The 26,170-nt window shown below is 63.0% G+C and carries 26 protein-coding genes; 12 read left to right on the top strand and 14 right to left on the bottom strand.

Annotation, left to right across the window (positions count from 1 at the left end):
* Positions 1 to 36 precede the first annotated feature (36 nt).
* The 4 genes from JM946_RS27345 to JM946_RS27360 are packed head-to-tail and all read right to left on the bottom strand — an operon-like array spanning position 37 to position 4,019.
* The gene (locus JM946_RS27345; protein WP_203170619.1) at positions 37 to 1,407 is read right to left on the bottom strand and encodes an FAD-dependent oxidoreductase; all 1,371 of its coding nucleotides are present in this window, start codon (positions 1,405 to 1,407) and stop codon (positions 37 to 39) included.
* Positions 1,404 to 2,678, bottom strand: coding sequence for a kynureninase (kynU, locus tag JM946_RS27350; RefSeq protein ID WP_203170620.1), 1,275 nt, complete (start codon positions 2,676 to 2,678; stop codon positions 1,404 to 1,406). Before kynU ends, JM946_RS27345 begins: the two co-directional genes overlap by 4 nt.
* On the bottom strand, positions 2,675 to 3,493 hold the full coding sequence (locus JM946_RS27355) for a cyclase family protein (protein ID WP_203170621.1): 819 nt from the start codon (positions 3,491 to 3,493) through the stop codon (positions 2,675 to 2,677). The genes kynU and JM946_RS27355 overlap by 4 nt, the downstream gene beginning before the upstream one ends.
* 13 nt (positions 3,494 to 3,506) lie before the next feature.
* Positions 3,507 to 4,019, bottom strand: a complete 513-nt coding sequence (locus JM946_RS27360) for a 3-hydroxyanthranilate 3,4-dioxygenase (RefSeq protein WP_203170622.1) — start codon at positions 4,017 to 4,019, stop codon at positions 3,507 to 3,509.
* 116 nt (positions 4,020 to 4,135) lie between these two features.
* Between JM946_RS27360 and JM946_RS27365 the strand changes: the two genes are divergently transcribed.
* On the top strand, positions 4,136 to 4,813 hold the full coding sequence (locus JM946_RS27365; protein ID WP_203170623.1) for a hypothetical protein: 678 nt from the start codon (positions 4,136 to 4,138) through the stop codon (positions 4,811 to 4,813).
* Positions 4,814 to 4,826: 13 nt separating this feature from the next.
* Here the strand turns inward: JM946_RS27365 and JM946_RS27370 are convergent, their stop codons facing one another.
* The 7 genes from JM946_RS27370 to JM946_RS27400 form a co-directional block, all read right to left on the bottom strand.
* Positions 4,827 to 5,669 (bottom strand): symmetrical bis(5'-nucleosyl)-tetraphosphatase, encoded by an 843-nt coding sequence (locus JM946_RS27370; protein ID WP_203170624.1) that lies wholly within the window; start codon positions 5,667 to 5,669, stop codon positions 4,827 to 4,829.
* 19 nt (positions 5,670 to 5,688) lie between these two features.
* A complete protein-coding gene (gene apaG / locus JM946_RS27375) occupies positions 5,689 to 6,147 on the bottom strand; it encodes a Co2+/Mg2+ efflux protein ApaG (RefSeq protein ID WP_203170625.1) in 459 nt (152 codons plus the stop codon).
* Positions 6,148 to 6,355: 208 nt separating this feature from the next.
* Positions 6,356 to 6,787, bottom strand: coding sequence for a universal stress protein (locus tag JM946_RS27380; protein WP_203170626.1), 432 nt, complete (start codon positions 6,785 to 6,787; stop codon positions 6,356 to 6,358).
* A 74-nt stretch (positions 6,788 to 6,861) separates the two neighbouring features.
* Complete coding sequence (gene rsmA, locus JM946_RS27385; RefSeq protein ID WP_203170627.1) at positions 6,862 to 7,677, bottom strand: 16S rRNA (adenine(1518)-N(6)/adenine(1519)-N(6))-dimethyltransferase RsmA; 816 nt, start codon at positions 7,675 to 7,677, stop codon at positions 6,862 to 6,864.
* Positions 7,634 to 8,650 (bottom strand): 4-hydroxythreonine-4-phosphate dehydrogenase PdxA, encoded by a 1,017-nt coding sequence (gene pdxA, locus JM946_RS27390; RefSeq protein ID WP_203170628.1) that lies wholly within the window; start codon positions 8,648 to 8,650, stop codon positions 7,634 to 7,636. The genes rsmA and pdxA overlap by 44 nt, the downstream gene beginning before the upstream one ends.
* Positions 8,647 to 9,978 (bottom strand): peptidylprolyl isomerase, encoded by a 1,332-nt coding sequence (locus tag JM946_RS27395; RefSeq protein WP_203170629.1) that lies wholly within the window; start codon positions 9,976 to 9,978, stop codon positions 8,647 to 8,649. The genes pdxA and JM946_RS27395 overlap by 4 nt, the downstream gene beginning before the upstream one ends.
* A gap of 66 nt (positions 9,979 to 10,044) precedes the next feature.
* A complete protein-coding gene (locus JM946_RS27400; RefSeq protein ID WP_203170630.1) occupies positions 10,045 to 12,294 on the bottom strand; it encodes an LPS-assembly protein LptD in 2,250 nt (749 codons plus the stop codon).
* A gap of 241 nt (positions 12,295 to 12,535) precedes the next feature.
* Between JM946_RS27400 and JM946_RS27405 the strand changes: the two genes are divergently transcribed.
* Both JM946_RS27405 and murU read left to right on the top strand, forming a co-directional pair.
* Positions 12,536 to 13,582 carry an aminoglycoside phosphotransferase family protein gene (locus tag JM946_RS27405; RefSeq protein WP_203170631.1) on the top strand — a complete coding sequence of 349 codons (1,047 nt, stop codon included), beginning with the start codon at positions 12,536 to 12,538 and terminating at the stop codon, positions 13,580 to 13,582.
* Between the two features lie 14 nt (positions 13,583 to 13,596).
* Positions 13,597 to 14,283 carry an N-acetylmuramate alpha-1-phosphate uridylyltransferase MurU gene (gene murU, locus JM946_RS27410; protein ID WP_269141137.1) on the top strand — a complete coding sequence of 229 codons (687 nt, stop codon included), beginning with the start codon at positions 13,597 to 13,599 and terminating at the stop codon, positions 14,281 to 14,283.
* Here murU and JM946_RS27415 read toward each other — a convergent pair.
* Positions 14,247 to 14,930, bottom strand: coding sequence for a Fe2+-dependent dioxygenase (locus JM946_RS27415; protein WP_203170633.1), 684 nt, complete (start codon positions 14,928 to 14,930; stop codon positions 14,247 to 14,249). The two genes, murU and JM946_RS27415, sit on opposite strands and share 37 nt — an antisense overlap.
* Positions 14,931 to 14,990: 60 nt before the next feature.
* Positions 14,991 to 17,186, bottom strand: a complete 2,196-nt coding sequence (locus JM946_RS27420) for a TonB-dependent receptor (protein ID WP_203170634.1) — start codon at positions 17,184 to 17,186, stop codon at positions 14,991 to 14,993.
* A 184-nt stretch (positions 17,187 to 17,370) separates the two neighbouring features.
* On the opposite strand from JM946_RS27420, the gene JM946_RS31435 reads away from it, so the two are divergent.
* The 9 genes from JM946_RS31435 to JM946_RS27465 all read left to right on the top strand — a co-directional run bounded on the left by JM946_RS31435 (position 17,371) and on the right by JM946_RS27465 (position 25,505).
* Positions 17,371 to 17,991: an energy transducer TonB gene (locus tag JM946_RS31435; protein ID WP_203170635.1), complete on the top strand. Its 621-nt coding sequence runs from the start codon at positions 17,371 to 17,373 to the stop codon at positions 17,989 to 17,991.
* Positions 17,992 to 18,560: 569 nt separating this feature from the next.
* Entirely contained in the window at positions 18,561 to 19,202 is a 642-nt protein-coding gene (locus tag JM946_RS27430; protein ID WP_203170636.1) for an energy transducer TonB, read from the top strand.
* 110 nt (positions 19,203 to 19,312) lie between these two features.
* Entirely contained in the window at positions 19,313 to 20,077 is a 765-nt protein-coding gene (locus JM946_RS27435) for a MotA/TolQ/ExbB proton channel family protein (RefSeq protein ID WP_230980011.1), read from the top strand.
* A gap of 62 nt (positions 20,078 to 20,139) precedes the next feature.
* The gene (locus tag JM946_RS27440) at positions 20,140 to 20,592 is read left to right on the top strand and encodes an ExbD/TolR family protein (protein WP_230980012.1); all 453 of its coding nucleotides are present in this window, start codon (positions 20,140 to 20,142) and stop codon (positions 20,590 to 20,592) included.
* A gap of 28 nt (positions 20,593 to 20,620) precedes the next feature.
* On the top strand, positions 20,621 to 21,049 hold the full coding sequence (locus JM946_RS27445) for an ExbD/TolR family protein (RefSeq protein WP_203170637.1): 429 nt from the start codon (positions 20,621 to 20,623) through the stop codon (positions 21,047 to 21,049).
* A gap of 319 nt (positions 21,050 to 21,368) precedes the next feature.
* On the top strand, positions 21,369 to 22,565 hold the full coding sequence (locus JM946_RS27450) for a tetratricopeptide repeat protein (RefSeq protein ID WP_203170638.1): 1,197 nt from the start codon (positions 21,369 to 21,371) through the stop codon (positions 22,563 to 22,565).
* A gap of 169 nt (positions 22,566 to 22,734) precedes the next feature.
* Entirely contained in the window at positions 22,735 to 23,757 is a 1,023-nt protein-coding gene (gene lipA, locus JM946_RS27455) for a lipoyl synthase (RefSeq protein WP_322110990.1), read from the top strand.
* 28 nt (positions 23,758 to 23,785) lie between these two features.
* The gene (lipB, locus tag JM946_RS27460; protein ID WP_203170639.1) at positions 23,786 to 24,457 is read left to right on the top strand and encodes a lipoyl(octanoyl) transferase LipB; all 672 of its coding nucleotides are present in this window, start codon (positions 23,786 to 23,788) and stop codon (positions 24,455 to 24,457) included.
* Between the two features lie 64 nt (positions 24,458 to 24,521).
* Complete coding sequence (locus JM946_RS27465) at positions 24,522 to 25,505, top strand: NADPH:quinone oxidoreductase family protein (protein WP_203170640.1); 984 nt, start codon at positions 24,522 to 24,524, stop codon at positions 25,503 to 25,505.
* Between the two features lie 375 nt (positions 25,506 to 25,880).
* On the opposite strand, the gene JM946_RS27470 is transcribed toward JM946_RS27465, so the two are convergent.
* Positions 25,881 to 26,153, bottom strand: a complete 273-nt coding sequence (locus JM946_RS27470) for a YbeD family protein (protein WP_203170641.1) — start codon at positions 26,151 to 26,153, stop codon at positions 25,881 to 25,883.
* Between the last annotated feature and the right edge of the window lie 17 nt (positions 26,154 to 26,170).

Raw genomic sequence — 26,170 nt, forward strand, 5'->3', positions numbered from 1 at the left:
ATCTGATCGCCGGCACAGATTGCACCCCGCGCTGATTCAGGCCGGCAGGGGAGTTAGGCGGGCCTCGATGAGGCGGGCGGCTAATTCGTAGTCCACCGCGGCGAGCGTGTCCGCGCTCGCGGTCAACGCAACCAGAATCTCGTGCTGAATGCGACCGCGTTCATAAGCGAGCGCATAGGGAATATCGTCCCGGAACATCACCATTGAATAGCGGGGCACGAAGCGATCGGGGTGGCGGCGTTCGAGTTCGAGGGATAGCGCTTTGTGCAGATGGAATTTGGGATCCCGAACGGTATCCCGCATTTCTAGGTAGTTCTCGATGGCCATGTCCGCGATCGCATTGGTGTTCGGGCGTCGGGACGTTTCGAACTGGCGGAAGCTGAGTGACCAATCGGCGCTGTCGGCCAATAAAGCATCGAGCTCGCGACAATCTTCGAAGCAACAGTTCATGCCCTGACCGTGGAACGGCGTGATGGCATGCGCCGCGTCGCCGACCAGCAGCAGTTGCTCATCGAGCGACCAGCGCTCGGAGCGAACCGTGCCCATGATCCCGGTGGGATGTGACAGGAACTCCGTGGCGAGGTCCGGCATCAGCTTCTGAACATCCGGGAAATGCTTGGCGAAGAAGACATCGATGCTGCCCGGTGTGGTGAGCGTCTCGAAGCTCTCCGGCCCGTTGAGCGCCAGGAACAATGTCACGGTGAAGCTGCCATCGATGTTGGGTAGCGCGATGAGCATGAATCCGCCGCGAGGCCAGATATGCAACGCGTGCTTGTCGATGCGCGGACGGCCGTCGGGAAACGGCGGCAACGTCAGTTCTTTGTAACCATGCTTCAGCAGGTCTTCGGTACAAACAACCCCGAGCTGCTCGACCATGGATCGACGCAATACCGACCCGGCGCCATCGGTCGCGAAAACCCGCCGCATGGCGACCTCGTGCGTCTCGCCCGACCGATTCTCATCCTTGAAGGTCACGCGCTCACGCGAGAAGTCCGCTCCAACCGCAGGATGACGAAACAACAACTCCACGCCAGCCTGTTCCGCCGCATCGAGCAGAATGCAATTCAGCCCAGGCCGCGACACGGAATAGATGACTTCGTCCGGCCGCTGGCCGTAAGGAACAAACGTCAGCGCGCCATTCAGATCGTGCAACATGCGGCCGGGCAGAGGCACCAGCTCCGTCTGCACGCGCTCCATGACGCCCGCCAGTTCCAGCGCACGAATACCCCGCGCCGCGAGCGCCAGATTGATGGAGCGGCCTGCGTCGATCTGGACTCGTCGCATGTCGTCCTGCCGCTCGTACAAGCGCACGCGATGGCCGCGACGGGCCATGAGAATGGCGAGCAACGTGCCCGAAAGCCCTGCGCCGACGATGGTGATGGGCTGGTCGTGTGTGTCACTACTCATTGCAGCGCTCGCTCCAGCGCGGCGACAAATTCCCAAACGTCGACGAATGAATTGTAGAGCGGCACAGGCGCGACTCGAATGATGTCCGGCTCGCGCCAGTCGCAGAAAACACCGGCCGCAGCAAGTGAATCGAACACCGCGCGTGCTTCGGCCGCCGAGCGATGTAACCGAATAGAAAGCTGGCACCCACGCGCCTCTGGATCGGTCGGCGTAATGACATTCAGCGCATGCGACAATCGAGCTTGCAACTGGCTTTCAAGATAAGCCGTGAGCCGCAGCGATTTCTCTCGCAACCGATCCATGCCCGCGGTATCGAATAACGGCAGCGACGCCAGCAGCGGCGCGGCAGCGAGAATCGGCGGATTCGACAGCTGCCAGCCTTCGGCTCCGGCAATAGGTTGAAACTGCGACGGCATCTGAAATCGACTGCTCTTGTCGTGCCCCCACCAGCCCGCGAAGCGGGGCAGGTCCACCGCATGCGCATGACGCTCGTGCACGAAACATCCGCCGATCGCACCCGGTCCAGCGTTCAGATATTTGTAACTGCACCACACGGCGAAATCCACGTCCCAGTCATGTAGCCGCAGCGGAACGTTGCCCATGGCATGCGCCAGATCGAATCCGACAACGCATCCCTGCCGGCGCGCGCAGCGTGTGATCGCTTCGAGGTCGAAGCGTTGGCCCGTGAGGTATTGCACTCCGGGCAACATCACGGTTGCGATGCGCTGGCCTTCGCGTTCGATGAGCGCGCAAATGTCCTCGGTGCGAAGCACGTCCTCACCCGAGCGAGGAGCGATCTCAATCAGCGCAGTGTCAGGATCGAAGCCGTGATAACGGATCTGAGAAGCCACCGCGTACTGATCCGACGAGAACGCCCGCTGCTCGATCAAGATCGCTTCACGGCCGGCACGAGGGCGATAGAAACTGGCGAACATGAGATGCAAGTTCACGGTCAGCGAGTTCATCGCGACCACTTCCAGTGGCTGCGCGCCTGCGAGCTTCGCAAGCGAGCTCGTCAATTGTTCGTGGTAAGGCAGCCACGGGCGCGACGACGCGAAGTGGCCTTCCACAGCGAGATCCTCCCAATGCTCGAGTTCCTCGTTGAGTACGCGAGCGACGCCTCGAGGCTGCAAGCCAAGCGAGTGGCCGCACAGATAGATACTGTCGCCGCCGCCCGAGCGCTTCGGAATGAAAAACTCGGCTCGCAGCGGCGCCAGTGAATCGGCAGCATCCTGCGCTACCGCGAAGGAGCGCTCGACGGAAACGTTCATGCGGGTGACAGTGGCAACAGAATAGGTCGGCTGGGAGCGGCGTCGATCATGAAGGGCGCGACTTGCAGGTTGAGCAGATACGCGCCGTCCGGAACGGAGTTGTCGATGTAGGCCATCTCGGTAATGGTTGCGTGCTTGCGAGCGACCGTCTCGGCTGACGTGCTTGCAGGCGGCATGCCCCAGAAAATCCGATGCGCAGCGAGCTTACCGCCGTCCTGAGCGCGATCGACGGACGGCATATCGACCACCAATGTATCGATGCCTTGCTCGACGACGTAGCTCATCGCGTCGGTGCTGAAATATGCCGGTGGCGCGCCCTCATCGTAATTTCGCGTGAGCTTGGACGAATCGTTCGGCAGCGTTCTTACGACCAGCGCCTGATACTCGGCCAGTGTCGCCGTGCCGATTGCGGCACGCAAAGCCGCCAGCGAGATGACATGATCGCCTGGAATCTCCGCCGAGCGCTCCGGCGTGACGGAAATCAACAATGCGGCGCTCAAGTGCCATAACGCCAGATCGCGCACACTCAAACGTTCCCGAGTGATGTGGCCAACGCACTCGGTATGGGTGCCATTGCAATGAGGCGCCAACGTGTGAATCGAACAGTTGCAGCTGCCGCCGTGACGAACGTCGCCAACGAACGTGCCTGCAGTTATGGCAGTGGCCGTGGCGGGAGGTGCGCCGAAGAATGTGGGCTGCGCTCCATCGAAGCGCAGCGGAATGGAGATATCGTAGCCCTGAGCCGCGACGTGCCAACGCCGACCGGCGATTTCGACGGCGAGCGCACTGGCGGCGGCGGGGAGAGAGTCGCGCATCGAACCACGCGGGTCAGCGTTTATGAGCGACGGCGCCGCAAGCCTGACAGGTGCGCATCTCCAACGAGTTGTAGAAGCGTTCGAACACTGGCGGCAGCTGCTTTTCGATGTCGCTGACATGCAAATATTCGGCGTGCAGCGGATACGAGCAATGCTCGCAGAACCACAGGAAGCCGTCCTGCTCGTCGGGCCGCCGCTTGCGCTCGATCACCAGGCCCACCGTGTTGGCGTAGCGCTGCGGCGAGTGCGGCACGCGCGGCGGCAATAGCAGGATCTCGCCTTCCCGAATCGGGATGTCCACGCGGGCGCCGTCCTGCATGGTGCGCAGGGTCATGTCGCCTTCCAGCTGATAGAAGAATTCCTCGCCCGGATCCTCGTGATAGTCGCTGCGCGAGTTCGGGCCGCCGACCACCATGATGATGAACTCGGAATCGCGAAACACCAGGCGATTGTTGACCGGTGGCTTGAGGTATTCGCGATGCCGGTCGATCCAGTCGCGAAAATTGAAGGCTTTGAGCGGGCTCATGCAGGTTCTCCGCGGGCCGCGCCAGTATACAGCCTGTCGCCGGACGGCACAGACGTATGGCTTGCGTCCACGGCCGCTACGGACCATCCTTACCGCTGTTGCGGAGGACACCGCTCATGACGCGTCAAAGCGCAGGTTCAGCGTCGCTATTGTGGCTGACGCTGCTGTTCAGCGTGCCCGCGGCCGGAGTGGCCGAGCCGGGTGCGCCCCAGCCGGCAGCCAGCACGGCGGAGCCGGTGCAGGCGATCTGGAAGCACCAGGAAATCACCTTCCATTTCCAAAGCTTCAGGATCTTCTACACGTGCACCGGGCTGGAGAGCAAGGTCGAGAACATCATGCGTGCGCTGGGAGTGCATGCAGAGGTGAGGGTGCGCTCGGCCGACTGCCCCTCATCCATCGCGCGCATGCCTCGCGTGGTGATGCGTGTGGTGTCGCCCGTCGAAGCTACCCCCGAAGCGCTGGCCGAGCGCGACAAGAACAAGAGCGTGCGCGAGCTGGTCGAGCGGGTGCGAGGTAAGAGCGATCATCGGTTCGACAGTCTGGAACAATTTCCGGCGGAATGGCGCCAACTCTCGTTGTCGCGCGGCCGCTTGAACCTGCAGGAAGGCGATTGCGAGCTGGTCGAGCAGATCAGGAAAAAAGTGCTGCCCAAGCTGGCGGTGCGCGTAGTCAAGGACGACGTGCTGTGCAACCCACATCAGGCGACGCTGGGTCAGCCGCGGCTCGAAGTAGAGGCGCTGATGGAAATGCCCAAACCGGATGACAAGCCTGGTGCGAGCCCACCGGGCGCGTGAAGGATTGGCGGGCTTACTCGCTGCCGACGCTGAGTCCGGAAGAAGAGCAGGGCATGAACACCGGTTCGGCGGGTTGATCGAGCCGCACGGCGCAAAGTTTCTCGCCCCATACGCAGCCGGTATCGATGGCGAGCACGCCGTCGCTGTCGTGGTATCCGAGCGCCGACCAGTGGCCGCAGACGATGCGAGCCGAGCGTGAGCGCCGCTCCGGCACTCGGAACCAGGGCATCAGGCCCGCTGGGGCCTCGCCGATCTCACCTTTGAATTTCAGATCCAGCTGGCCGTCGGCGCGACAGTAACGCAGCCGTGTGAGACAGTTGGTGATGAAGCGCAGCCGATCGACGCCTCGCAAATCTTCCGACCAGCGATCGGGCTTGTCGCCATACATGTGCGCGAACAGTTGTCGGCAGGCCGTATCGTCGCGCAATGTTTCTTCGAGCTCGCGCGCGCAGGCCTGGGCCGTGGCGAGATCCCACTGCGGCGGCAATCCGGCATGGACCATCGTGTAGCCAAGTGCGGCGTCGTGATGAAGCATGGGTCGGTGCCGCAACCAGTGCATCAGCTCCTCGCGATCCGGTGCGGCCAGCACTTCCTGCAGCGTGTCCTTGGATTTGATGCGCTCGTTGGGCGACAGCGTCAGCGCCAGCAAATGCAAATCGTGATTGCCCAGCACGGTGATGGCGGCAGAGCCCATCGCCTTCACACGCCGCAGGACGTCGAGTGAGCGCGGCCCGCGATTGACCAGATCGCCGACCAGCCACAGCGTGTCGCGTGACGGCGAGAAATTGAGCCGGGTCAGCAGCTGCCCGAATTCCTGGTCGCAGCCCTGAATGTCACCTATTGCGTAGACGGCCATGGTGGAAGGCCGCGATCGATCAGTGCAGCAGCCCTGGCATTGCCAAGGTGAACGGTGCGATCGGCGCATCGAAGTGCGCGCCGTCATCGGCCAACATCTGATAACTGCCCTGCATGGCGCCCACCGGCGTTTCCAGCACCGCACCGCTGGAATAACGGAAGCCCTGGCCGGGCAGCAGATAGGGCTGCTCGCCCACCACGCCTTCGCCGCGAACTTCTTTCACTTTGCCGTTGGCGTCGGTGATCACCCAGTGACGCGTCAGCAGCCTCGCCGGCACCTGGCCTTCGTTACGAATGGTGATGGTGTAGGAAAAGGCATAGTGCCCTTCGTCCGGCTTGGACTGTTCGCCGACATAGTTGGCGCTCACGTCGACACGGATCTTGTGAACCGGACCGGACGCAGGCTCCGCCGCCTCGCCAATTGGATGGCTGGAGGAGGGGGAGGAAGCGCGACCTTTGGGGGGCGTGGTGTCTGTCATATCCGGATGACTGGCTGGGGCCCGCACAATTCTAGCAGTGTCATGCCGGGCATGGACGGCCCAATGCAGCGAGCACAAGGAGAGGTGCAGGAACTGCCACGCGGATGTTGCCGGAAAAATGGCGCCGCCGGGTGCGTGGACCAACCGGATATGCAGTCATTGGCCCACGCAGGAAATCTTATGTCGACTGCACGTGCGGTCATTCGTGCTAATGCAGCCGCACCGCCAGCACGTCGCAAGGTGCGGCATGCAGGATCGTGTCTTCGGTGAAGTTGAGCAGAATGGCAAGGCCGTGCCGCTCGCGACTGCCGAGCACGATCAGGTCGGCATGCAGACGCTGCGCGGCTCGGATGATTTCGGTCTTGATGCCGCCGGTTTCCACCAGCTGCCGGCTATTCGACAGCGACAGCTTTTGCGCCAGCTCCGCCAGACGCGTCTTGGCCCGCTCCACCAGTTCGCCTTCGATCTGCACCGTTGGCAGCAGCGCCTCGCCCATCGGTTCGACCGGGACGTATTCCACGACGTGCAGCAGCGTGATCTGGGACTGGTAGCAGGCCGCGATGGCCTTGGCTCGCTCGCCGACGAGCTGGCTGTCCTCGGACAGATCGACCACCAGCAGAATGTTCTTGTAGTCGCGCATTGCCGTCCCCTCTGATCCGCTGCGAAGGATGCAGGCCGATTCTGCACCAAAGCCGCGGACTCAGAACAGAGCGATCACTCCGCGGGGCCATCCGGCGCGGCGTGCGATTTGGCCGCGAGCCGCTGGCTGAGCGCGATGAATTCAGCAGGCGACAGCACTTCGGCGCGTAGTCCCGGATCGATCCCGGCCGCGACGATGTCCTCGGTGTCGAGCAGCGGCTTCAGCGCGTTTCGCAGTGTTTTGCGGCGCTGCTGAAAGGCGGCCGCCACTACGGTGGCGAACTGACGGGGCTCGCCGATCTGCAACGGGGTCTCGTGCGGTGTCAGTCTGACGACAGTGGAGACGACTTTGGGGGGCGGCCGGAAGGCGCCCGGCCCGATGTCGAACAACGGTTCCACGCGCACCCAGGGCGCCAGCATCACCGTCAGCCGGCCGTAATGCTCCGAGCCGGGCGCCGCCGCCATGCGATCCACCACCTCTTTTTGCAGCATGAAGTGCATGTCGAGGATGAGCGCACGCTGTTCGATCAGATGAAACAGCAGCGGCGTGGAGATGTTGTAGGGCAGGTTGCCGACCAGGCGCAGCCGTTCAGACTTCGGCCCGGCTTCATATATATGTGCGAACGAGAACTCCAGCACGTCGGCCGAATGGATCTGCAGGCGGGGGTCGTCGCTCGTGATGTCCCGCAGGTGACGGATCGCGTCCCGATCGATTTCCACGGCGTGCAATTCATTCAGCCGGGCCAGCAGCGGTATGGTGAGCGCGCCCAGGCCGGGCCCGATCTCGACCATGCGATCCTGCGGCTGTGGCGCGATGGCGGCGACGATGCGGCCGATCACCCCCGGGTCATGCAGGAAGTGCTGGCCGAATCGCTTGCGAGGTTGGTGCATGGGTCATTCGTAACGCCATCTGCATTGCGGTGGCGAGGCTGCTGGCATCGGCCTGGCCGGAACCAGCCAGTGATAAAGCGGTGCCGTGGTCGACGGAAGTGCGCACGATGGGCAGGCCGAGCGTGATGTTCACGCAGTCGCCGAAGCCGGCGAACTTGATCACAGGCAAGCCCTGGTCATGAAACATCGCGAGCACGGCGTCGGCCTGTTGCAGCATGTGGGGGGTGAAAGCAGTGTCCGCCGGCGCGGGGCCGATCAGCTGCAAGCCTTGCTGGCGCAGTCGCTCCAGGGTCGGAGCGATCACTTCGATTTCTTCGCGGCCCAGATGGCCCGACTCGCCGGCGTGAGGATTCAGGCCGCACACCAGGATGCGCGGCGCCGGGATGTCGAAGCGAGTGCGCAGATCGTGATCAATGATGCGAATGACGCGACTCAGTAACTCGTCGGTGATCGCAGCGCTCACGTCCTGCAGCGGCAGATGAGTCGTGGCCAACGCGACGCGCAGCGTCTCGGTCGCCAGCATCATGACGGGGTAGGAACCGCCGGTGTGCTCGGCCAGATATTCGGTGTGACCGGAGAACGGCACGCCGGCGTCGTTGATGACGCTCTTTTGTACCGGCGCCGTGACCATCGCGTCGAACTCGCCGGTGAGACAGCCCTGCGCGGCGGCGTCGAGCAGATTCAGCACATAGTGAGCGTTGGCTACGTTGAGCTTGCCGGGCTCGACGGGCTCGGCGGTAGGAACGTGCAACACGCGGAGCGTGCCCGGCTGATGAGCGGGGCAAATGGTGCTGCTGACGTACGGTAACAGTCGGATGTTCAGCCGAAGCTGCTGCGCGCGTTGCTTCAGCAGCTCGATATCGGCCGCCACCACCACATCGCAGGGCCACTCGCGCCCGGCGATCGCAAGACACAGATCCGGCCCGATGCCCGCAGGTTCACCCGAAGTGACGATGAGCCTGGGGATTCTCACATTCTGTAGTCGACGAACGCTTCGTCGCGCAGCCGGCGCAGCCACAGCTCGGTTTCTTCTTCGGCCTTGGCTTCACGCAGCTCGGCGAAGGCGCGCTGACGGCGCAGATCTTCGGTGGAGTCGTGCTGACGGCGGCCGAGCACCTGCACGATGTGCCAGCCGTACTGCGACTTGAACGGCGGAGAGATCTCGTTCTCCTTCAGCGCGTCGAGTTGTTTCTCGAACTCGGGCACGAAGCTGCCGGGCCCCGCCCAACCCAGGTCGCCGCCGTCGGCTGCGGAGCCCGGATCCTGGGAGGTGACTGCGGCGATCGCGGCGAAATCTTCGCCTTCTTCGAGCACGCGTTTGCGAATGTCCCGCAGCTTCTGCTCGATGGTCTGGTCGTCTTCCAGCTCGTTGGTCTTCAGCAGGATGTGACGCGCATGGACCTGCTGAACCACCGCCTGCTGCACTCCGCCGCGCATTTCGTTCAAGCGGAACAGATGGAAACCGCTCGGCGTGCGGATCGGCTCGGAGGTCTGCCCGACCTTCATCTTGGGAATGTTCTCGGCCAGGATGGAGGGCAGCTGCGAGCCGCGACGCCAGCCGAGCGAGCCGCCTTCGATGTTGGTGCTGCTGTCCGAATAGGCGACCGCGAGCTGTGCGAAGTCTTCGCCCGAGGAGGCTTTGTCATAGACCTCGCGGGCGCGTTTTTCGCGAGCCTCGATCTGTTCCGGCGACGCGCTCACCGGCACCGAGATCAGAATGTGCGAGACGTTATATTCAGCGTTGCGGTCCGGCGCATTGGCCTGCCGGGTCATGAACTGCTCCAGCTCGCGCGGCGACACGTTGATGCGGGCGATCACGTCGCGCTGACGGAGCAGCTGCAGAGTCATCTGGCGCCGGATCTCGTCGCGGAAGGTGCGGTAATCGATGCCCTGTTGAGCCAGCGCCTGCGGCAGATCGGCGAAGCCGATGTTGTTGCGCTTGGCCACGTCGTCGAGCGCGCCGTTCAGCATTTCGTCGGACACCTGGATGCCGAGCTTGTCGGCCCGCTGCATCTGGATTTCCTCGACCACCAGGCGCTCGAGAATCTGCTGGCGGAGGACATTGCGCGGCGGCAGCTCGGTATTTTGCTGACGCAGCCGCTGCGTGATCTCTTCGGTCTGCTCTTCCAGCTGCGAGTTCAGTACCACGCCGTCGTTGACCACGGCAGCGATGCGATCGAGCAGCTGGCCGCTCCCGGACAGCTCGCGGGTCTGGGCGGAGGCGCCACCAGCCACGGCCAGCAGGCCCAGACCGACCAGGCTGCCACGGATTGCATTTTGAATAGGGCGGAGCAGTTTCATGCGTAACCAGTCGTTATAGGCCGGGTCGAGGACCGCCCGGGCCGCCACGGCGGTGAAGGTGGGGCGTCATTCATCCTCGGGAGGATCGAGCGAGTATCCCCGAATCGACCGCTCCAGAAAAGTATTCGCGCCCTCTCCGACATTGGACAGGCCGTTAAGTTCAAGCTGCAGCAGCACGCTGGTGTCCAGATCGCCGGTGCGGTCGCTGACATAGCGCCGCGCGACCACGCGGAATCGCCAGCAGCAGGAGCGGTATTCCAGGCCGGCGAATTGATCGATCACGCCGGTTTCGTCCCGCCGCGGCAGCATGTCTCGGGGCTGATCGGGATCGATCGGAGCCGTGTCGTCGATGGCGTTGTCCTCGAGCGAGTACACCATGCGGCCGTACACGCTCCAGCGCTCGCTGATCGGCCAGGCGACCGAGCCGTCCACCTGTTCGAGGCGGTCGCGCCGGAAGCGATAGCCCAGGTTCATGACGCGATCGTAGGCGGGCTGGTATTGCAGCATCAGTTGGCCGCGCTCCGAGCGGGTCTCGCCTGGATCCCATTGAATGCCGCCACGAATGTTCCAATCGCCGTAGGCGCGCAGGTCGAGCTCGGCGACGATGTCGGAGGTCTCCGGATCTTCCACGATCTCGCCAGGCAAGGTTACTCGCGGCCGATCGAAGTAGTAGGCCTGGCCGACGGTGGCGGCGATGTACTGCTCACCCGTGTCCGCATCCAGCCAGCGAGACGTGAAGCCGATGGCGAGCTGATTGGCGTCGCCCAGGCGATCGGCGCCGACATAGCGATTGGTCCGGAACAACTGCACTAGGTTCAGATCGGCCACGTTGGTGTCGAACACCGGCAGCGCGTCCTGATTGCGATAAGGAACATACAAATACATGAAGCGCGGCTCGATGGTGCTGACCCGCTGCTGACGCGAGCCGAACAGGCGTTCGAACACCATGCCGCCATCGACGCTGAGAATGGGCGCCGAGCGCGAGAAGTCGTCCTCCTCGTTGTCGGCATCGAGGCCGTCTTCGCTCAACTTATAACGCGTGTACCGCCAGCCCGCGGCCGGCTCGATGTAAACACCGGCGCCGCGCAACGGCATGCGGATCTCGGGAGCGAAGTCGGCGCGCCAGCCGGTATTCAGCCCGTCGACGTTGTGATGGAAGTTGGCCACTTCCATGTCCGCGGCGTAGGTCAGCCCGAACGGCTGATCCGGAAAATTCGCGCGCACCGCCAGCTGCGGCAGCATGGTGTACGGCCGATTCACCGGCGCGATCGGCATGCGGTTCTCGGTGGCGAAGTCGATGGTCTGGAAGTTCTGCGCGTGCAGGATGGCCAGCCAGCGATCGTCCAGATAAGTGAGGCTCGCCGAGCGGTTCAGGTACGTGACCGAAGTGCCTTCGGGACCGAGGCCGAAATCCTCGAACCATTGATCGTCGCTGGCGTTGGCCGCGTCGATGTTGAGTCGCAGCCGCTGTGTGAAATCCGACTGGTCGACGAAATGCACCAGGCTGCGCTCGGCGCCGAACTCGCGATCGTCCGGCAGGTATTCCACATTCAGCTCACCTTCGCCGGACGGGTTCAGATAACGAAACTGCGTATCGAGCTTGGTGCCGCGCTTGCTGTAATAAGTTGGCGTGAAAGTCGCGTCGTAGTTGGGCGCGATGTTCCAGTACCAGGGCACGGTCAGCGAATAGCCGCTGCGCGAGGAGGTGCCCGGCGTCGGAATCAAAAAGCCCGACTTGCGTTCGTCGCCGACCGGAAACGAAAAGATCGGCATGTACAGCAGCGGCACGCCCTTGAAGTCGAGCCGCGTACCGCGGCCGATGCCGATGCCGGCGCGCTGATTGATGTCGATGTCCGAGGCCGTCAGCATCCAGTCTTCGTTGCCGCGCGGACAGGTGGTAAAGCGCACCCGGTCCAGCGACAGATTGCCCTCGGTAGTCGCCCGGATACGATCGGCCGCGCCACGCCCATTAACATCCGCCAGCTCGAATTCGGCGCCTTCGAACACCGCGCCGCCTTCACGATCGATGTGGGCGCCCGAGCCACGCACGGTCACCGAGCCGTCGGTGTATTCGACGCCTTGATCGACGCGGAAGCTTTCGTCCTGGGGATTGTAGGTCGCGTCGCGGGTCTGGATGAGTCGCTCGCCCTGGCGGATCTCGACCTTGCCGTTGAGCTTCAATTCGCCTTCGCGCGTGCCTTCCACGCCGTCGGCTTCGAACTCGACTTCCTCGGGCAGTTCCTCGGGAGGAGCGGATTCGCGGCGGCCGCTGGCCCGCATGCTGGCTTTGGTGTTGGGCGCCGGGCATCTGGGCATGGCCGATTCGGTGGACTCGGCGGGAGCGGAATCGGATTGATTCGCCGCTGAACGATTTGCAGGGTCGACGTCGCGCTCGGCCGCGTAGGTCGAGACGCAGGCCGCGCCCAGCACTGCGGCGATTGCAATTCGAAGGGTTGTTAGTGGTGTCGCAGTTCGGTGCATCGGGGGGCGATTATAATGAGCGTTGTTCCGCCCGGGCCGTCTATTTACCTCTGCTGATTCTGGAGCAGCGATCCGCGTGTCCTCACTTTCACACGATCCCCGACTCGAACAGCTCGAGCAATGGCTCGCCAGTCTGTTCGGCGCACGCGACTTCGCCGTCACGCCAGCCTCCGCCGACGCCAGCTTCCGTCGTTATTTCCGTGTTTCGCGCCAGGGCCAAACCTGGATTGCGATGGATGCGCCGCCGGGCAAAGAAGACATGGGCCCTTACATTCGCGTCTCGGCCATGCTGGTGGAGGTCGGGGTCAATGCGCCCAAGGTCCTGCATCGGGACGAAGCGCAAGGCTTCTTGCTGAACACGGACCTGGGCTCGCGCACCTATCTGGCCGAGCTGGACGCTGGCGCCGATGCCGAGCGCCTGTATCGAGACGCCATCGAAGCATTGGTCGCTATTCAAGCCCGCGCCGGCGAGCATGCCAGGACATTGCCGCCTTATGACGATGCGCTGTTACGTCGTGAGATGGGCCTGTTTCCCGAGTGGTTTTGCGATAAGCACCTCGGCTTGCGGCTGAGCGAGAACGAAGTCGCGGGATTGAAGCAGACATTCGACGCGCTGGTCGCCGAAGCTTTGGCGCAGCCGCGAGTGTTCGTTCATCGTGACTATCACTCGCGCAATCTCATGCTCACCGATGGCGTGAGTCATGACCAAGGCGGGCACGGCCCCAATCCAGGCATTCTGGATTTCCAGGACGCGGTGCTTGGCCCGGTGACCTACGATCTGGTGTCCCTGTTGCGAGATTCGTATGTGCAATGGCCCATCGAGCGCGTGCACGCGTGGATCAAACATTTCCGGGACACCGCTCAGCGCAGCGGCGTCGACGCAGGCGCCAATCCGGCGCAGTTCCAGCGCTGGTTCGACCTGATGGGCGTGCAGCGGCAGCTGAAGGTGCTCGGCATCTTCGCGCGTCTGTATCACCGCGATGGCAAGTCCGGCTACCTGAAGGATCTGCCGCGAACCTTGAGCTACGTGCGTCAGGTGACCAGGAACTATCGCGACCTCGACTTCCTCACGTCGTTCATCGAAGAGCGCATCGTTCCCGCCATGGCGAAGGTGCAGGGCTGACCAAGATGCGCGCGATGATCCTGGCAGCGGGGCGGGGTGAGCGCATGCGTCCTCTGACGGACCACACGCCCAAGCCGCTGCTGCCCGTGGCCGGCAAGCCGATGATCCAGTATCACATCGAGGCGCTCGCCGCGGCGGGTGTGCGCGAGGTCGTCATCAATCTCGCGTGGCTCGGCCAACAAATCTGCGCCGCGCTCGGCAACGGCTCGCAGTTCGGCGTGCGCATTCATTACAGCGACGAGGGCGACGCCGCGCTGGAGACCGGAGGCGGCGTATTCCAGGCCCTGCCAGTGCTGGCAGGTCCCTCCGGCACCGACGCCTTCATCGTCGTCAGTGGCGACATCTGGACCGAATATGCATTCGCCGCCGCAATGGAGAAGCTGGCGGACGACGACGTGGCGCATCTGGTGGTCGTGCCCAATCCCGACTTCCACACGCGCGGCGATTTCGGCCTTGCCGACGGCCGGCTGCTCGACAGCGGCGAGCGTTACACCTATGCAAACATCGGTGTGTTTCGGCCGGAGTTTTTCGTCGGCTGCAAACCGGGTCGCTTCCCGATCGCGCCGCTGATGTTCGACTGGATCCGCAAGGGCCGGGTCAGTGGCGAGCTGTATCAAGGCGTGTGGCACAACGTGGGCACGCCCCGGCAACTCGAGCAGATCGATCAGGAAGCGTCGGCCCAGCGTCGCAGCAGGTTGTGATACACGCCGGTGAGCTGCACCACCGACGGATGATCCGGCGTGTCGGCGCTCAGGCGCTGAATCGCGAGATCGAGATCGAACAATAAAGTGCGCTGACCATCGTCGCGCACCATGCTTTGAATCCAGAAGAACGAGGCCACGCGTGCGCCGCGCGTCACGGGCTGCACCCGATGCAGACTCGTGGAAGGGTAGAGGACCAGATCGCCCGCTGGCAGCTTCACGCTGTGCGAGCCGTAAGTGTCGTCGATCATGAGCTCGCCGCCGTCGTACTCGGACGGTGCGGCCAGAAACAAGGTGGCGGAAATGTCGGTGCGAACGCGATGCCCCGTGCCGCGCACCTGCCGGATCGCGTTATCGACGTGATTGCCAAAGGATTGCCCGCCGGCATAACGATTGAACAGCGGCGGGAAGATCTTCAGCGGCAAAGCTGCAGCCAGGAACAGCGGATTGCGCTCCAGCGCCGCGAGGATCATCTGCCCGAGCTGACGCGCTACCGGCGAATCTTCCGGCAGCTGCGCATTGTGTTTGGCTTTGGCCGATTGATGACCGGCGGTGACGCGGCCATCGATCCAATCGGCCGCATCGAGCTGGCGGCGGCACTCGGTCACCTGCTCGGCGGACAGAACGTTCGGAACGTGCAACAACATAAACCACAGACTCGTTGCTGCACGCTGCCGGCACAAGGCCCGGCAGCGTGCATCGCTGGCTTAGAAACTCAGAAACGCCGTCAGCTGCGCCGTACGCCCCGCACCCGGGACGTAGTGGCCGCCGCCGAACCGATCGACATAATCCTCATCGCTCACGTTCAGTACGTTCAGGCGCAGCGACACCGTGTCGTTCACGACGTAGCTCGCCATCACATCGACCAGCGTCGTGCCATCGACCACCAGTTCGCCCAAGGTGGCGTTGCGCGAGCGGACCATATCGTCGATGTATTGCACGCCCAGGCCCACCGTCAATCCAAACGGCAAGACATAAGTCGTCCACGCATTGGCGGAGACTTCGGGCACCAGCGGCAACTCCTGTCCATTCTCGAGCGCGTTCGCCGAGAACCGGTACTCGGCGTCGAGGAAGCTCGCGCCTGCGAACACCGACCAGGCGTCGTTGAGCATGCCCGAGGCGGACAGCTCCAGGCCCTGGATGCGCTGTTCGCCATCGAGGATGAATGGATCGCTGTTGAGATTGCGCGTGCGCAGGTTGGTCTTCTCGGTGCGGAACACGGCGCCGTTCAACGCCAGGCGACGGTCGAACAGCTCCCACTTCACGCCCGCTTCGATGTTGCTGCTCTCTTCGGGCGGCAGATTGACATTGTTGGCCTGCGTCGGCGAGCCGCTCAGGCCCGAGCCGGTAGTGCCTGCATCGACAGTGGGATCGAAGCCGGTGCCATAGGCGACATACAGCGTGCCTTCCGCGACCGGCTTGAAGGTCACCGCGGCCTGATAGGTGAACTCCTCGTCGGAGCGCGACAGATCGTCGGTCACTGCGCCGCTGGCGAAATTGCGTAGCTGATAATCGACATCCACGTCGTCGCGCCGCAGACCCGCAGTGACGGCCCATTGCTCGTTGAGCTGAATGGTGTCCACCAGGTACAGGCCGATGTTCTTGATCTCGGTCTCCGAGGGGTTGCCGGTGTTGGCGGGCATCGGGCCGAGCGGAGCGGCGTTCGGATCGGGATTGAAGAAGTCGGTAATCTGCGGCTGATTGGTGGACTGCGCGCTGTTGCGGCCGTTGGTCGTTTCGCGCGTGAGTTCCAATCCGGTCACAACAGTATGTTTGATACCGCCGGTGGCGAACTCCAGAGTCACATCGGTGAGATTGGTGATGTTCTCGGTTTGCATGTCACGCCGCTGCAGCTGTCGATTTGGCGGACGCGGAGCAGTGATGGCCGAGGAACGCTCGCTGTCCAGATAACGCAGCACGTTGCGAGCGGTAATCGCGTCGCTGAAATCGTGCTCCAGTTGCAGCGTGCCGCTCTTGGTCTGGATGTCCTCGAAATCGTAGTTCTTCAAGCCGTAGAAGTTGCTTTGATCGACCGCGGGCGTGGCTTCATAGGCGCCGGTGGGAAACGTGCCGTTATGGGTCGGATCGGCTGCGCCGGTCTGAGTCGTGGAGCCCCAGGGCAGACCGTAGTCGGGCACGTTGTCTTCCTCGACATAAAGCGCGCTGGCGGTGAAGCGCGTCGCCGTGCCGAGGCCGAGCGCGAACGAAGGCGCGAAGCCCCAGCGCTGGTTCTCTACGACATCGCGATTGGCCACTTCGGCGTCGTGATACATCGCGTTCAGACGCAACGCCATGCTGTCGCCGAAGCCCAGGTTGATATCGCCTGTGACCCGTTTGTAATCGTCGCTGCCGAGGCCGAGCGAATAGTCCTGTGCATCGCCCTGGTGCGGAGCCTTGGAGACTTGATTGATCGCGCCGGTGGTGGCGCTGCGCCCGGCCATCGTGCCGGTCGGTCCCTTGATCACTTCGACCTGTTGCAGATTGAAAGAATCGCGGGTGTAGCTGCCGACATCGCGTACGCCGTCGACGAACAGGCTGTTGCGCGCGCTGGTGCCGCGCATGGAAAAGTTTTGATCGCCGGGCAGACCGCCGCCGCCTTCGCCGGCCTGGAAGGTGATGCCCGGCGAATTGCGTAACACGTCGCGCAGCGTGGTGGCCGCGCGCTCGCGAATCACGGCCTGGGGAATCACCTGAATGGTCTGCGGGGTATCGAGCAGCGGTTGGGAATATTTGGGCGAGGAGGCGACTTCTGTCTTCAGCGTCTCTTCCTCGGCCTTTACCGAGATTTTCGGTAGCTGCTGCGGTTTGCTCTCGGCGGCCTGCAGCTGCGGAGCTGCGGCCTGTAGCACAGTGAATATGGTGGCCGCGAGCGTAGAGCGGCGCCCGAGTATCGAGTCACGCATGGCTTGAAGTCTCCCTGGGCAATTGAGGGGGTTGACTGTTCGGCTGGCGGACACGGCCTCGAGGGTCGGTACTGGCTGGCATCGATTTTTTGGTGGAGCGGACTTTAGGTGAGAAGAGTTCTCATTTGCAACCGATCATCTACCGAGGCATCATCGCGCTCGGATGGGTGTTCGAAGGATTGCCGTGTTCGCTGAAGATCGTTCGCGACGACTGTGTGTTGCTGCCGCCATCGCGGCCGTGCACGTGGCGGGGGTCTATGCCGCACTCAGCTTCGCGCCCCAGTCGCAGCCCGCTGTTGCGCAGGTGCCGCTTGCAGTGACGTTTGTTTCTGAGCCGGAACCCACCTCGCAACGACCGCTGCCACAGGTTGCCGTGGTACTGCCGCAACGGATCACGCCGCAACTCGACATGCCGGTGATCGATATTCCCAACGATGCCCCGTCCACGCGGGCCATTACAGTTCCGTTACAGCCGCCACCGCCTCCGGTTGCGCAAGCCGAAGACCGAAGCACACCGAAGTTGGTGTCGACGGTGGAATATGTCCGTGAGCCCGCGCCTCGTTATCCTCCTCAATCGCGACGCCTGCGAGAGCAGGGCGTGGTGGTGTTGAAAGTGATCATCGATGAACGGGGCGCGGCCAGCAGCATCGAAATAGAAACGTCCAGCGGCCATGCGCGACTGGACGCCGCCGCGCGAGATGCAGTGTTGCGCGCAGCCTTCCGCCCCTATCTCGAAGACGGCGCACCCCGGCGCGCGCTGGTGCTGATCCCGATCGAATTCGCATTAAATCGCGGTTCGGCGTAACTATTTGCAGCGGCCGCTGTCACACGCAGTTGGCGTATTCCCCGAGGCACCTTGTTATCGATGGGTTCGTCGATGGGGTTCATCGATCGGGTATCGATCGATAGGTATCGAAAGCGGGGTTCAGGGTCGAGTGGAACAATCGACTACGGTAATCGTTGCCCACTACAAGCGTTCGGACTATAGATAGGAGTAGGGATGAGCGCGGGCCGCGAGCTCATGCACGACAGTGCTGCACGCCAGCGGTTCACGGCACATCCATGGTGCGCAAGGGGATTTGAAGCGCGTTTCTTATCAGCAAAGTTACTTTACAGGTAGGTAGATTCTGTTTCGGAGTGCTTGCCTTCCTCGCAGAAACTTTATACCTTGCGCGGCGTTTCTGCGGTCTGTAGGACAGCGCGTCAATACGGAATTTACGGACTTATTAGGTATTGCCGCGCGCGTGAAGGCCGGGAGAAACGGGGGTTCGTATGCCGACGAGCATACGCATCGAACGACCACTAACGGTTGCGCACTAACTATGCGGGGCCCGAGCAAAGGTCCCGTGTCCATTTTTTGTTGAGCTGCAAAGCATGCCCTACGCACCAGCCACGGACAGTTCGTTTTTCACCCGCCGCGGTCTCGTTCTCGCGATCATTATTGGATTGCATGTCGGGATGTTCTGGCTGCTGAATTCCGGGCTGTCCCACCAGATCATCGACGTCGTGCTCGGGCCCATCGAGACCCGCATGATCGAGGAGGCTCCCAAGCAGGAAGAGCCGCCGCCGCCGCCGCCGCCCAAGATCGAAACCCCGCCGCCGTTCGTGCCGCCGCCGGAAATCGCCATCGAGATCCCGGCCGACGCGCCACCGACCAAGGCGATTCAGCAGACGACCACCGTCAAGCCGACCGCGCCGCCGCCGCCGGTGGCCGCGCCCGCGCCGGTACAGCGCACGGCGCCGCGTTCGGACTCGCGCCGTCCGCTGACCCAGCCTGAATATCCGCCTTCATCGCGTCGTGCTGGCGAAGCAGGCACGGTCATCCTCGAAGTGTATGTGCTCGAGAACGGCCGCGTCGGCGAAGCCCGCGTGAAGCAGTCGAGTGGCTTCCCCCGCCTGGACGAAGCGGCGGTACGCGAGGTGAAGCGTTCATGGCGCCTGGTCCCAGGCACCGAGAACGGCAAACCGGTTCCGATGTGGGGGCAGTTCGCCGTCACATTCAAACTCACGGACTGAGGCGCGCACATTTCGCGTGACGACGGGCCCGACAGGCGGGCCCGTGACGGCAGATAGAACTCCACCCACTGACCTAAGGTCATAGTTTTACTTGTAGAGGACATCGTTCCATGGCAGCTCCAGCTCCAAACACCGAAAACGTCGAAAACCCCTTCGGCCTGCAAGCACTGTGGGAGCAGGGCGGCGTGGTCGCGCACGGCACGTTGATCATCATGGTCATCATGTCGCTGGCATCCTGGTACATCATTCTCACCAAGGCGTGGGACCAGCGCCGCCTGTTCAAGCAGTACAAGGAAGTCGAGAAGGGCTTCTGGACCGCCGGCAACCTGCGTGACGGCGCTTCCAAGCTCACCGGCAAGGACAATGCGTTCCGCATGATGGTGGAAGACGGCCTGCGCGCCGCCCAGCATCACGAGGGCCGTCTGACCGACCAGATCCCGCTGCACGAGTGGATCACCGCGTCGCTGTTCCGCACCGTCGACTCCATCAGCAAGCGTCTGAACAGCGGCCTGTCGATCCTCGCCACCACCGGCTCGACCGCTCCCTTCGTCGGTCTGTTCGGTACGGTGTGGGGCATCTACAACGCGCTGATCCAGATCTCCCTCGCCGGCCAGGCCTCGCTCGACAAGACCGCCGGCCCGATCGGTGAAGCGTTGATCATGACCGCCATCGGTCTGTTCGTCGCCGTGCCGGCCGTGTGGGGCTACAACTGGCTGCTCGGTCGCAACAAGGACATCATCGAGAAGCTGCGTTACTTCGCCTCGGACCTGCACGCCTACCTGGTGAGCGGCGCCCGCGTCGAAAGCGGCCCGCTGCCGACCGCGGCCAGCCGTACTCCGGCCGCCGCTCCTGCCGCCGCGGTCACCCGCAAGTAATGTGAACGGCCCCGGTCGCCCGATTCCGCGGCCGGGGCCTTTCTCTCATCGGAGCCCGCGCAATGAGTTCATATGAAGGCATGTATGCTCCGCCTGCTTCGGAAGACGAAGACAAGGCCATGTCCGAGATCAACACGACGCCCCTGGTGGACGTCATGTTGGTGCTGCTGATCGTGTTCATGATCACCATCCCGGTGATCACGCACACCGTCCCGGTCGAGTTGCCCAAGGTGCGTAACGAGGCAACCAAGACCGCCCCGGAGAACATCAACATCTCCATCAACAAGGACGGGCAGATCTACTGGAACCAGTCCCTGATTCCGGATACCACCGCGCTGCTGGAGCGTCTGAAGTCCTCCGCCGTGCTGAAGCCGCAGCCCGAGGTGCACGTTCGCGCCGACCAGGCCACTCGCTACGAGTACGTCGGTCGCGTGATTCTCACCGCGCAGCGCGCCGGCATTCAGAAGGTCGGGTTCATCACCGAACCTGGCGCCGCGGCTCCCCAGCGTTTCTGACCGCCCCTGGATAGAAGAGGTATTTGCCATGGCAATGAGTGTAGGCGGCGGCGGTGCAGACGAACCCATGATGGACATCAACACGACGCCGTTGATCGACGTCATGCTGGTGCTGCTCATCATGTTCATCATCACCCTGCCCGTGATGACCCACGCGGTGAAGCTGGACATGCCGCGAACCAACACGCAGCCCCAGAACAACGAGGTGCAGATCGAGCCGATCCGCATCGACATCGACTGGGACGGCAGCGTGATCTGGAACGGCAACCTGGTGCAGCTGGATCAGCTGGAAAGCTACTTCCGCACCGAAGCGGCCCGTAACCCGCAGCCCGAGCTGCACGTGCGTCCGGAGCGACGTGCGAACTACGATACGGTCGCCAAGGTGCTGGCTCTGGCCCAGCGCAACGGCATGCAGCGCATCGGCTTCGTCGGCAACGAACAATTCATGGGCGAATAATCCGTGTTCAGTCGGGATTCATCCTGGGGGTGGATCCGGACGCGCGGATGCCGTCGAACGTAAGTGGACCCACGGGGGCGGCGGGATTGAAACAATTCCCGCCGCCGACCGTTTGTAAGTCAGCGACTCACACCAGCTCTAACGGTTCAGGTAGCCTACCGAAGGGGTGGCGCCAGCGAATTTATGATCGCCTCGGCGGTCATACGTAAAGTGAATGTGGTTGATTCGCGCCCTTTGTAATAGATCGGGAAACCATATGACTCGAGTACGTAGTATTGCCGTCGCGATTTCTCTCGCCTTGGGGGCTATGGTTCCCGCGGTGACTCTGCTAGCCCCCGCGGCGCAGGCCGCCGAGGAAAAGCAGCAGAACAAGATCACCACCAAGGCCGTCGCCGTTCCGCTCAAGGCCGCTCAGGAGGCCATGCAGAAGAAGCAGTGGGACACGGCCCTCTCCGAGATCAAGAAGGCCGCCGCGGTCGACAAGAAGACCCCGTTCGAGGCCTACCAGATCGACGAATTCCTGGGCTTCGTGCTGATCCAGCAGAAGAAGTTCGGTGAAGCCGCGCCGGTGTTCGAGCGCATGCTGAATTCCGGGCTGATGCCTGCCGATCAGGTCGACGAGCGCACCAAGACGGTGGCGCAGCTGTACTTCCAGGTGAAGGACTACAACAAGGCCGCCCAATGGGCCAAGAAGTGGCTGGAGAAGCATCCGAACACCGAAGACATGGGCATCCTGCTCGGCCAGTCGCAGTACCTGTTGAACGACTTCAAGGGCGCCGCGGCGACCATGAGCACGGTCATTAACAACGCCGAGAAGGCCGGCCGCAAGCCCGACGAGAACTGGATCCAGATCGTCATGAGCTCGCACTTCAAGCTCGACAACAAGGACGGCATCGGCGAGGCGCTCAAGAAGATGGTCCGCTACTACCCGAAGGAGGAGTACTGGGACAATCTGCTCGACATCTATCGTCGTAAGGCGCAGGGCGACCGCATGACCCTGGGCTACTACCGCCTGATGAACGATGTGGGCGTGCTCAAGGAGAAGGGCGACGTGGTCGAGATGGCGCAGCTGGCGATGGACGCCGGCGTGCCGGGCGAAGCTCAGACCGTGGTGCAGAAGGGCATGGACTCGGGCACGCTCAAGAGCGCCGACAAGACCGAGCAGGGTCGTTACGATCGCCTGCTGGCCGGTGCCAAGAAGCAGTCCGACGTGGACAAGGCCGAGCTCGCCTCGCTGGCCGCCTCGGCGGAGAAGTCCACCTCCGGTCAGCCGCTGGTCGCTCTCGGCCAGGCTTACTTGAGCTACGGCGAAATCGACAAGGCCATCGCGGCTCTGCAGAAGGGCATCGGCATGCCCGGCGTCACCGACATCGACGAGGCGCAGATCAGCCTCGGCATCGCCTACCTGAAGAAGGGTCAGAAAGAGCAGGCCCGCCAGGCGTTCAACGCCGTGAAGGATGGCTCGAAGTGGAACGATCTGGCCGACCTGTGGGTGATCCGCACCCAATCCGCCTGATCGGCACTGTCGAGGTAATGCGAAACAGCCCGGCCCAGCGCCGGGCTGTTTCATTTTGGCCCCCGCTTCCGTGCGGGCGGACCAATTCCGCTAGAATGGCCGCCTTGGTTGCCGCTTCGGTCGCCCCCATTCAGGGCCGGTAGCGAGCCCTAACTGCGAGCCCCCCAGCGTGAGCGAATTCAAAGGCATTCCCATCGTCCGTAGCGGCGACAAGTACCGTACGTCGCAGGGTTTCAGCGCGATCAAGGACGGCATCAAAGCGAGTGCCCAATCTGCCCCCATCGCCACAGCCACCAACACTTGGGGCCGCAAGCCGACCTGGCTGCGGGCGCCCATGCCCGCCGGCCGTGGCTTCGATTCGGTGAAGAGCACGGTGAAAGAGCATCGGCTCGCGACCGTGTGCGAAGAGGCCAAGTGCCCGAACATCGGCGAATGCTGGAACGCCGGCACCGCCACCATCATGCTCATGGGCGCCGTTTGCACGCGCGCCTGCCGCTTCTGCGCCGTGGACACCGGCAACCCGCATGGTTGGCTGGATGCAGACGAGCCGGCCAACAGCGCGCGCACGGTGCAGCTGATGAAGCTCAAGTACGTGGTGCTGACATCGGTGAATCGCGACGATCTGCCGGATGGCGGCGCGGCTCATTTCGCCGCCTGCGTGCAGGAGATCAAACGTCTCAATCCGAACACCGCGGTCGAGGCGCTGACGCCGGATTTCCAAGGCGTACTGAGCGATGTCGAAACCGTGGTCGGCAGCGGCCTGGAAGTGTTCGCTCAAAACGTCGAGACGGTGCGTCGTCTCACGCATCCAGTGCGCGATCCGCGGGCCAGCTACGAACAAACGTTGGCGGTGCTCGGCCATGCCAAACGTTTCCGTCCCGACGTGCTGACCAAGACCAGCTTGATGCTGGGCCTGGGCGAGACCGACCAAGAAATCGTCCAGGCGATGGACGATATGCGCGCGGTCGGCGTGGACATCCTCACCCTCGGTCAGTATCTGCGTCCTACGCCGAATCACCTGGCCATCGAGCGCTGGGTGACGCCCGCCGAATTCGAACGCTATCGCGAGTGGGCGCTGGCCAAGGGCTTCCTCGAGTGCGTGTCGGGTCCGCTGGTTCGTTCCAGCTATCGCGCCGAGCGCGCGCTGGAAAGAAACAATGCGGGCTTGAAGTCCGCCGTTGGCAGCCCGTAACGAGGTAGAGCGCGGCGCTCTCGCGTTCATGGCGAATTCCACTGCAGCGGTCACCACGGCTTCGACGTCCAGTGCGGCGGAGCCGGTGATACGTTGGCTTGGCCGCGTGGAGTACGAGCCCACCTGGCGCGCCATGCAGACGTTCACCAACGAGCGCGACGCCAGCACGCCCGACGAAATCTGGTTCCTCGAACATCCTCCCGTGTTCACGCTCGGCATGAACGCCGCGCCGGAACATCTGCTCGCGCCCGGCGACATTCCCGTGGTGCAGATCGATCGCGGCGGCCAGGTGACGTATCACGGGCCGGGACAACTCGTGGTTTATCCTTTGCTCGATGTGAGAAGGGCGGGGCTCGGCGTGCGCCAGATGGTGATGGCATTGGAGAACGCCATCATCGATCTGCTCGCATCGTGGAACATCGCTGCCGTGGCCAAGCGCGAAGCGCCCGGCGTGTATGTAAATGATCGCAAAGTTGCCAGCATCGGGCTGCGGATCCGCCGCGGCAGCAGTTATCATGGGCTGGCGTTCAATGTTGCGATGGATCTCCAGCCGTTCCAGCGCATCAACCCCTGCGGCTATCGTGGCCTGGAAGTGATCGATCTCCGCTCGCTGGGCGTGAACGCAAGTGTGCAGGAAGTCGCGGACGCATTGTCGCCGCGCCTGCTTGCCTCGTTGCGGCTGACGCCCGCGGTCGGCTGATGTTCCAACGCTAATACGCGTCTCGCCGCATTTACGGCGCGACGTACATCGCCGGGGATATTCGATGCGCGCAGTCGTACTCAGCAGTTACGGTCCGCCTCCCGATCTGTCGGTGCAGAACATCGCGGCGCCCGCGTTGAAGGCGGGGCAGGTTCGTTTGCGCGTGCACGCCGTTGGTTTCGGGTTTCCCGATGCGCTGATGGTGGCCGGCAAATATCAAGTGAAGCCCGATGTTCCGTTCACGCCCGGCAACGAAGTTGCGGGCGTGATTGTTGAGGTCGCGCCGGATGTCACGGACTTCAAACCCGGCGCGCGTGTGCTGGCGATGGCGGGGCAAGGTGGGCTTGCTGAAGAGTGCGTGGCGCCGGCGAATGCTCTGATCCCACTGCCGTCGTCGATGAGCATGGCCGCAGCCGCTGGCTTTCTCGTCAACTACGGCACGACGTATCACGCGCTGGTTCAGCGAGCAAACATTCAGCCCGGAGAAACATTGCTCGTGCTCGGCGCCGCGGGCGGCGTTGGTTTGACTGCCATCGAGATCGGCAAAGCGCTCGGCGCTCGCGTATTGGCCGCTGCGAGCACTCCTGAGAAGCTGGAGTTGGCCAGGCGTCACGGCGCCGATGCTGTGTTCAATTACACCCAGGACACCATCAAGGCCAAAGTGATGGAGTTCACGGGCGACCGCGGCATCGACGTCGCCTACGACCCCGTCGGCGCCGACTTCGCCGAACAAGTCGTTCGTAGCATGGCCTGGAACGGCCGCTACCTGGTCATCGGCTTCGCCGGCGGCAAGATCCCCGCCATCCCTCTGAATCTGCCCCTGCTCAAAGGCTGCTCCCTGGTCGGCGTTTTCTGGGGCGCCCACACCCGCAGGGAACCCGCCGTCCACAGCGCCAATCTCAAGGCGCTCTTCGATCTCTTCGAAACCGGCAAGATCAGACCGCACGTCACGGAGCTCGACGGCCTGGACCGATTCACCGAAGCCCTCGAGGTGCTAAACACCCGCCGCTCCACCGGCAAAGTCGTCATCCGCGTCGCCTCCGATTGAGATTTGCCGGTCCTCCCCGAACAAAGGGCGAGCTTTCCTGCAGGCCGGAAGATCCACCCCGGCCGTCCATCGAATCGGGGTGCTGTTACCACCACCTGAGAGATCAACTCTGTTCGGTCCGGTTCTGCTACCACGGACGTGTCGGCATCGGGAGGGCCAGGGATGTCCTCCCGGCAAATGGATCCGACAGGGAAGTCGGTCCGTTAGCGCTACAGGGAAGTACAGCTACGTCGCGCGCGATAGCGCGAGCGAAGCGTAGCGACGGCGTGCGTCAGCGGTGCCGGGAGGATATCCCTGGCCCTCCCGATGCAAGCCAACGACGGCGCAAGCGCATACCGGATCCGCAATGGAGCCACCGACACCGAAACACAGCCGTTACAGCACGACCATGACCCGCTCATGCGCCGTCAACTCACGGTACAGATCGTCGAGCTGCTGCTTGCTCTGCGCAGTGAAAGTACAGGTCAAGCTCAAATAGGCGCCACTGCTGCTAGGCCGCTCCTCGATGGCGGAAGCCTCGATTGGCCCCGCGTGTTTCTGCACGATGCCGAGCACGATGCTCCGGAAGTCATCGGTGCGACGGCCCATGACCTTCAGGGGAAAGTCGCAGGGGAATTCGAACAGGGTATCGGAGTGAGTGTCGGTCATGGGATGGGATATGCGGC

This window comes from Steroidobacter gossypii (genome assembly GCF_016801985.1).
Lineage (GTDB): Bacteria > Pseudomonadota > Gammaproteobacteria > Steroidobacterales > Steroidobacteraceae > Steroidobacter > Steroidobacter gossypii.

Coding starts and splice junctions, on each gene's coding strand:
- JM946_RS27445 (WP_203170637.1), top strand. CDS start 20,621: ATGGCAATGAGTGTAGGCGGCGGCGGTGCAGACGAACCCATGATGGAC.
- lipB (WP_203170639.1), top strand. CDS start 23,786: ATGGCGAATTCCACTGCAGCGGTCACCACGGCTTCGACGTCCAGTGCG.
- JM946_RS27345 (WP_203170619.1), bottom strand. CDS start 1,407: ATGAGTAGTGACACACACGACCAGCCCATCACCATCGTCGGCGCAGGG.
- apaG (WP_203170625.1), bottom strand. CDS start 6,147: ATGACAGACACCACGCCCCCCAAAGGTCGCGCTTCCTCCCCCTCCTCC.
- JM946_RS27435 (WP_230980011.1), top strand. CDS start 19,313: ATGGCAGCTCCAGCTCCAAACACCGAAAACGTCGAAAACCCCTTCGGC.
- murU (WP_269141137.1), top strand. CDS start 13,597: ATGATCCTGGCAGCGGGGCGGGGTGAGCGCATGCGTCCTCTGACGGAC.
- JM946_RS27415 (WP_203170633.1), bottom strand. CDS start 14,930: ATGTTGTTGCACGTTCCGAACGTTCTGTCCGCCGAGCAGGTGACCGAG.
- JM946_RS27420 (WP_203170634.1), bottom strand. CDS start 17,186: ATGCGTGACTCGATACTCGGGCGCCGCTCTACGCTCGCGGCCACCATA.
- rsmA (WP_203170627.1), bottom strand. CDS start 7,677: ATGCACCAACCTCGCAAGCGATTCGGCCAGCACTTCCTGCATGACCCG.
- JM946_RS27365 (WP_203170623.1), top strand. CDS start 4,136: ATGACGCGTCAAAGCGCAGGTTCAGCGTCGCTATTGTGGCTGACGCTG.
- JM946_RS27370 (WP_203170624.1), bottom strand. CDS start 5,669: ATGGCCGTCTACGCAATAGGTGACATTCAGGGCTGCGACCAGGAATTC.
- kynU (WP_203170620.1), bottom strand. CDS start 2,678: ATGAACGTTTCCGTCGAGCGCTCCTTCGCGGTAGCGCAGGATGCTGCC.
- JM946_RS27400 (WP_203170630.1), bottom strand. CDS start 12,294: ATGCCCAGATGCCCGGCGCCCAACACCAAAGCCAGCATGCGGGCCAGC.
- JM946_RS27430 (WP_203170636.1), top strand. CDS start 18,561: ATGCCCTACGCACCAGCCACGGACAGTTCGTTTTTCACCCGCCGCGGT.
- JM946_RS27395 (WP_203170629.1), bottom strand. CDS start 9,978: ATGAAACTGCTCCGCCCTATTCAAAATGCAATCCGTGGCAGCCTGGTC.
- JM946_RS27470 (WP_203170641.1), bottom strand. CDS start 26,153: ATGACCGACACTCACTCCGATACCCTGTTCGAATTCCCCTGCGACTTT.
- JM946_RS27360 (WP_203170622.1), bottom strand. CDS start 4,019: ATGAGCCCGCTCAAAGCCTTCAATTTTCGCGACTGGATCGACCGGCAT.
- JM946_RS27355 (WP_203170621.1), bottom strand. CDS start 3,493: ATGCGCGACTCTCTCCCCGCCGCCGCCAGTGCGCTCGCCGTCGAAATC.
- JM946_RS27440 (WP_230980012.1), top strand. CDS start 20,140: ATGAGTTCATATGAAGGCATGTATGCTCCGCCTGCTTCGGAAGACGAA.
- JM946_RS27380 (WP_203170626.1), bottom strand. CDS start 6,787: ATGCGCGACTACAAGAACATTCTGCTGGTGGTCGATCTGTCCGAGGAC.
- JM946_RS27465 (WP_203170640.1), top strand. CDS start 24,522: ATGCGCGCAGTCGTACTCAGCAGTTACGGTCCGCCTCCCGATCTGTCG.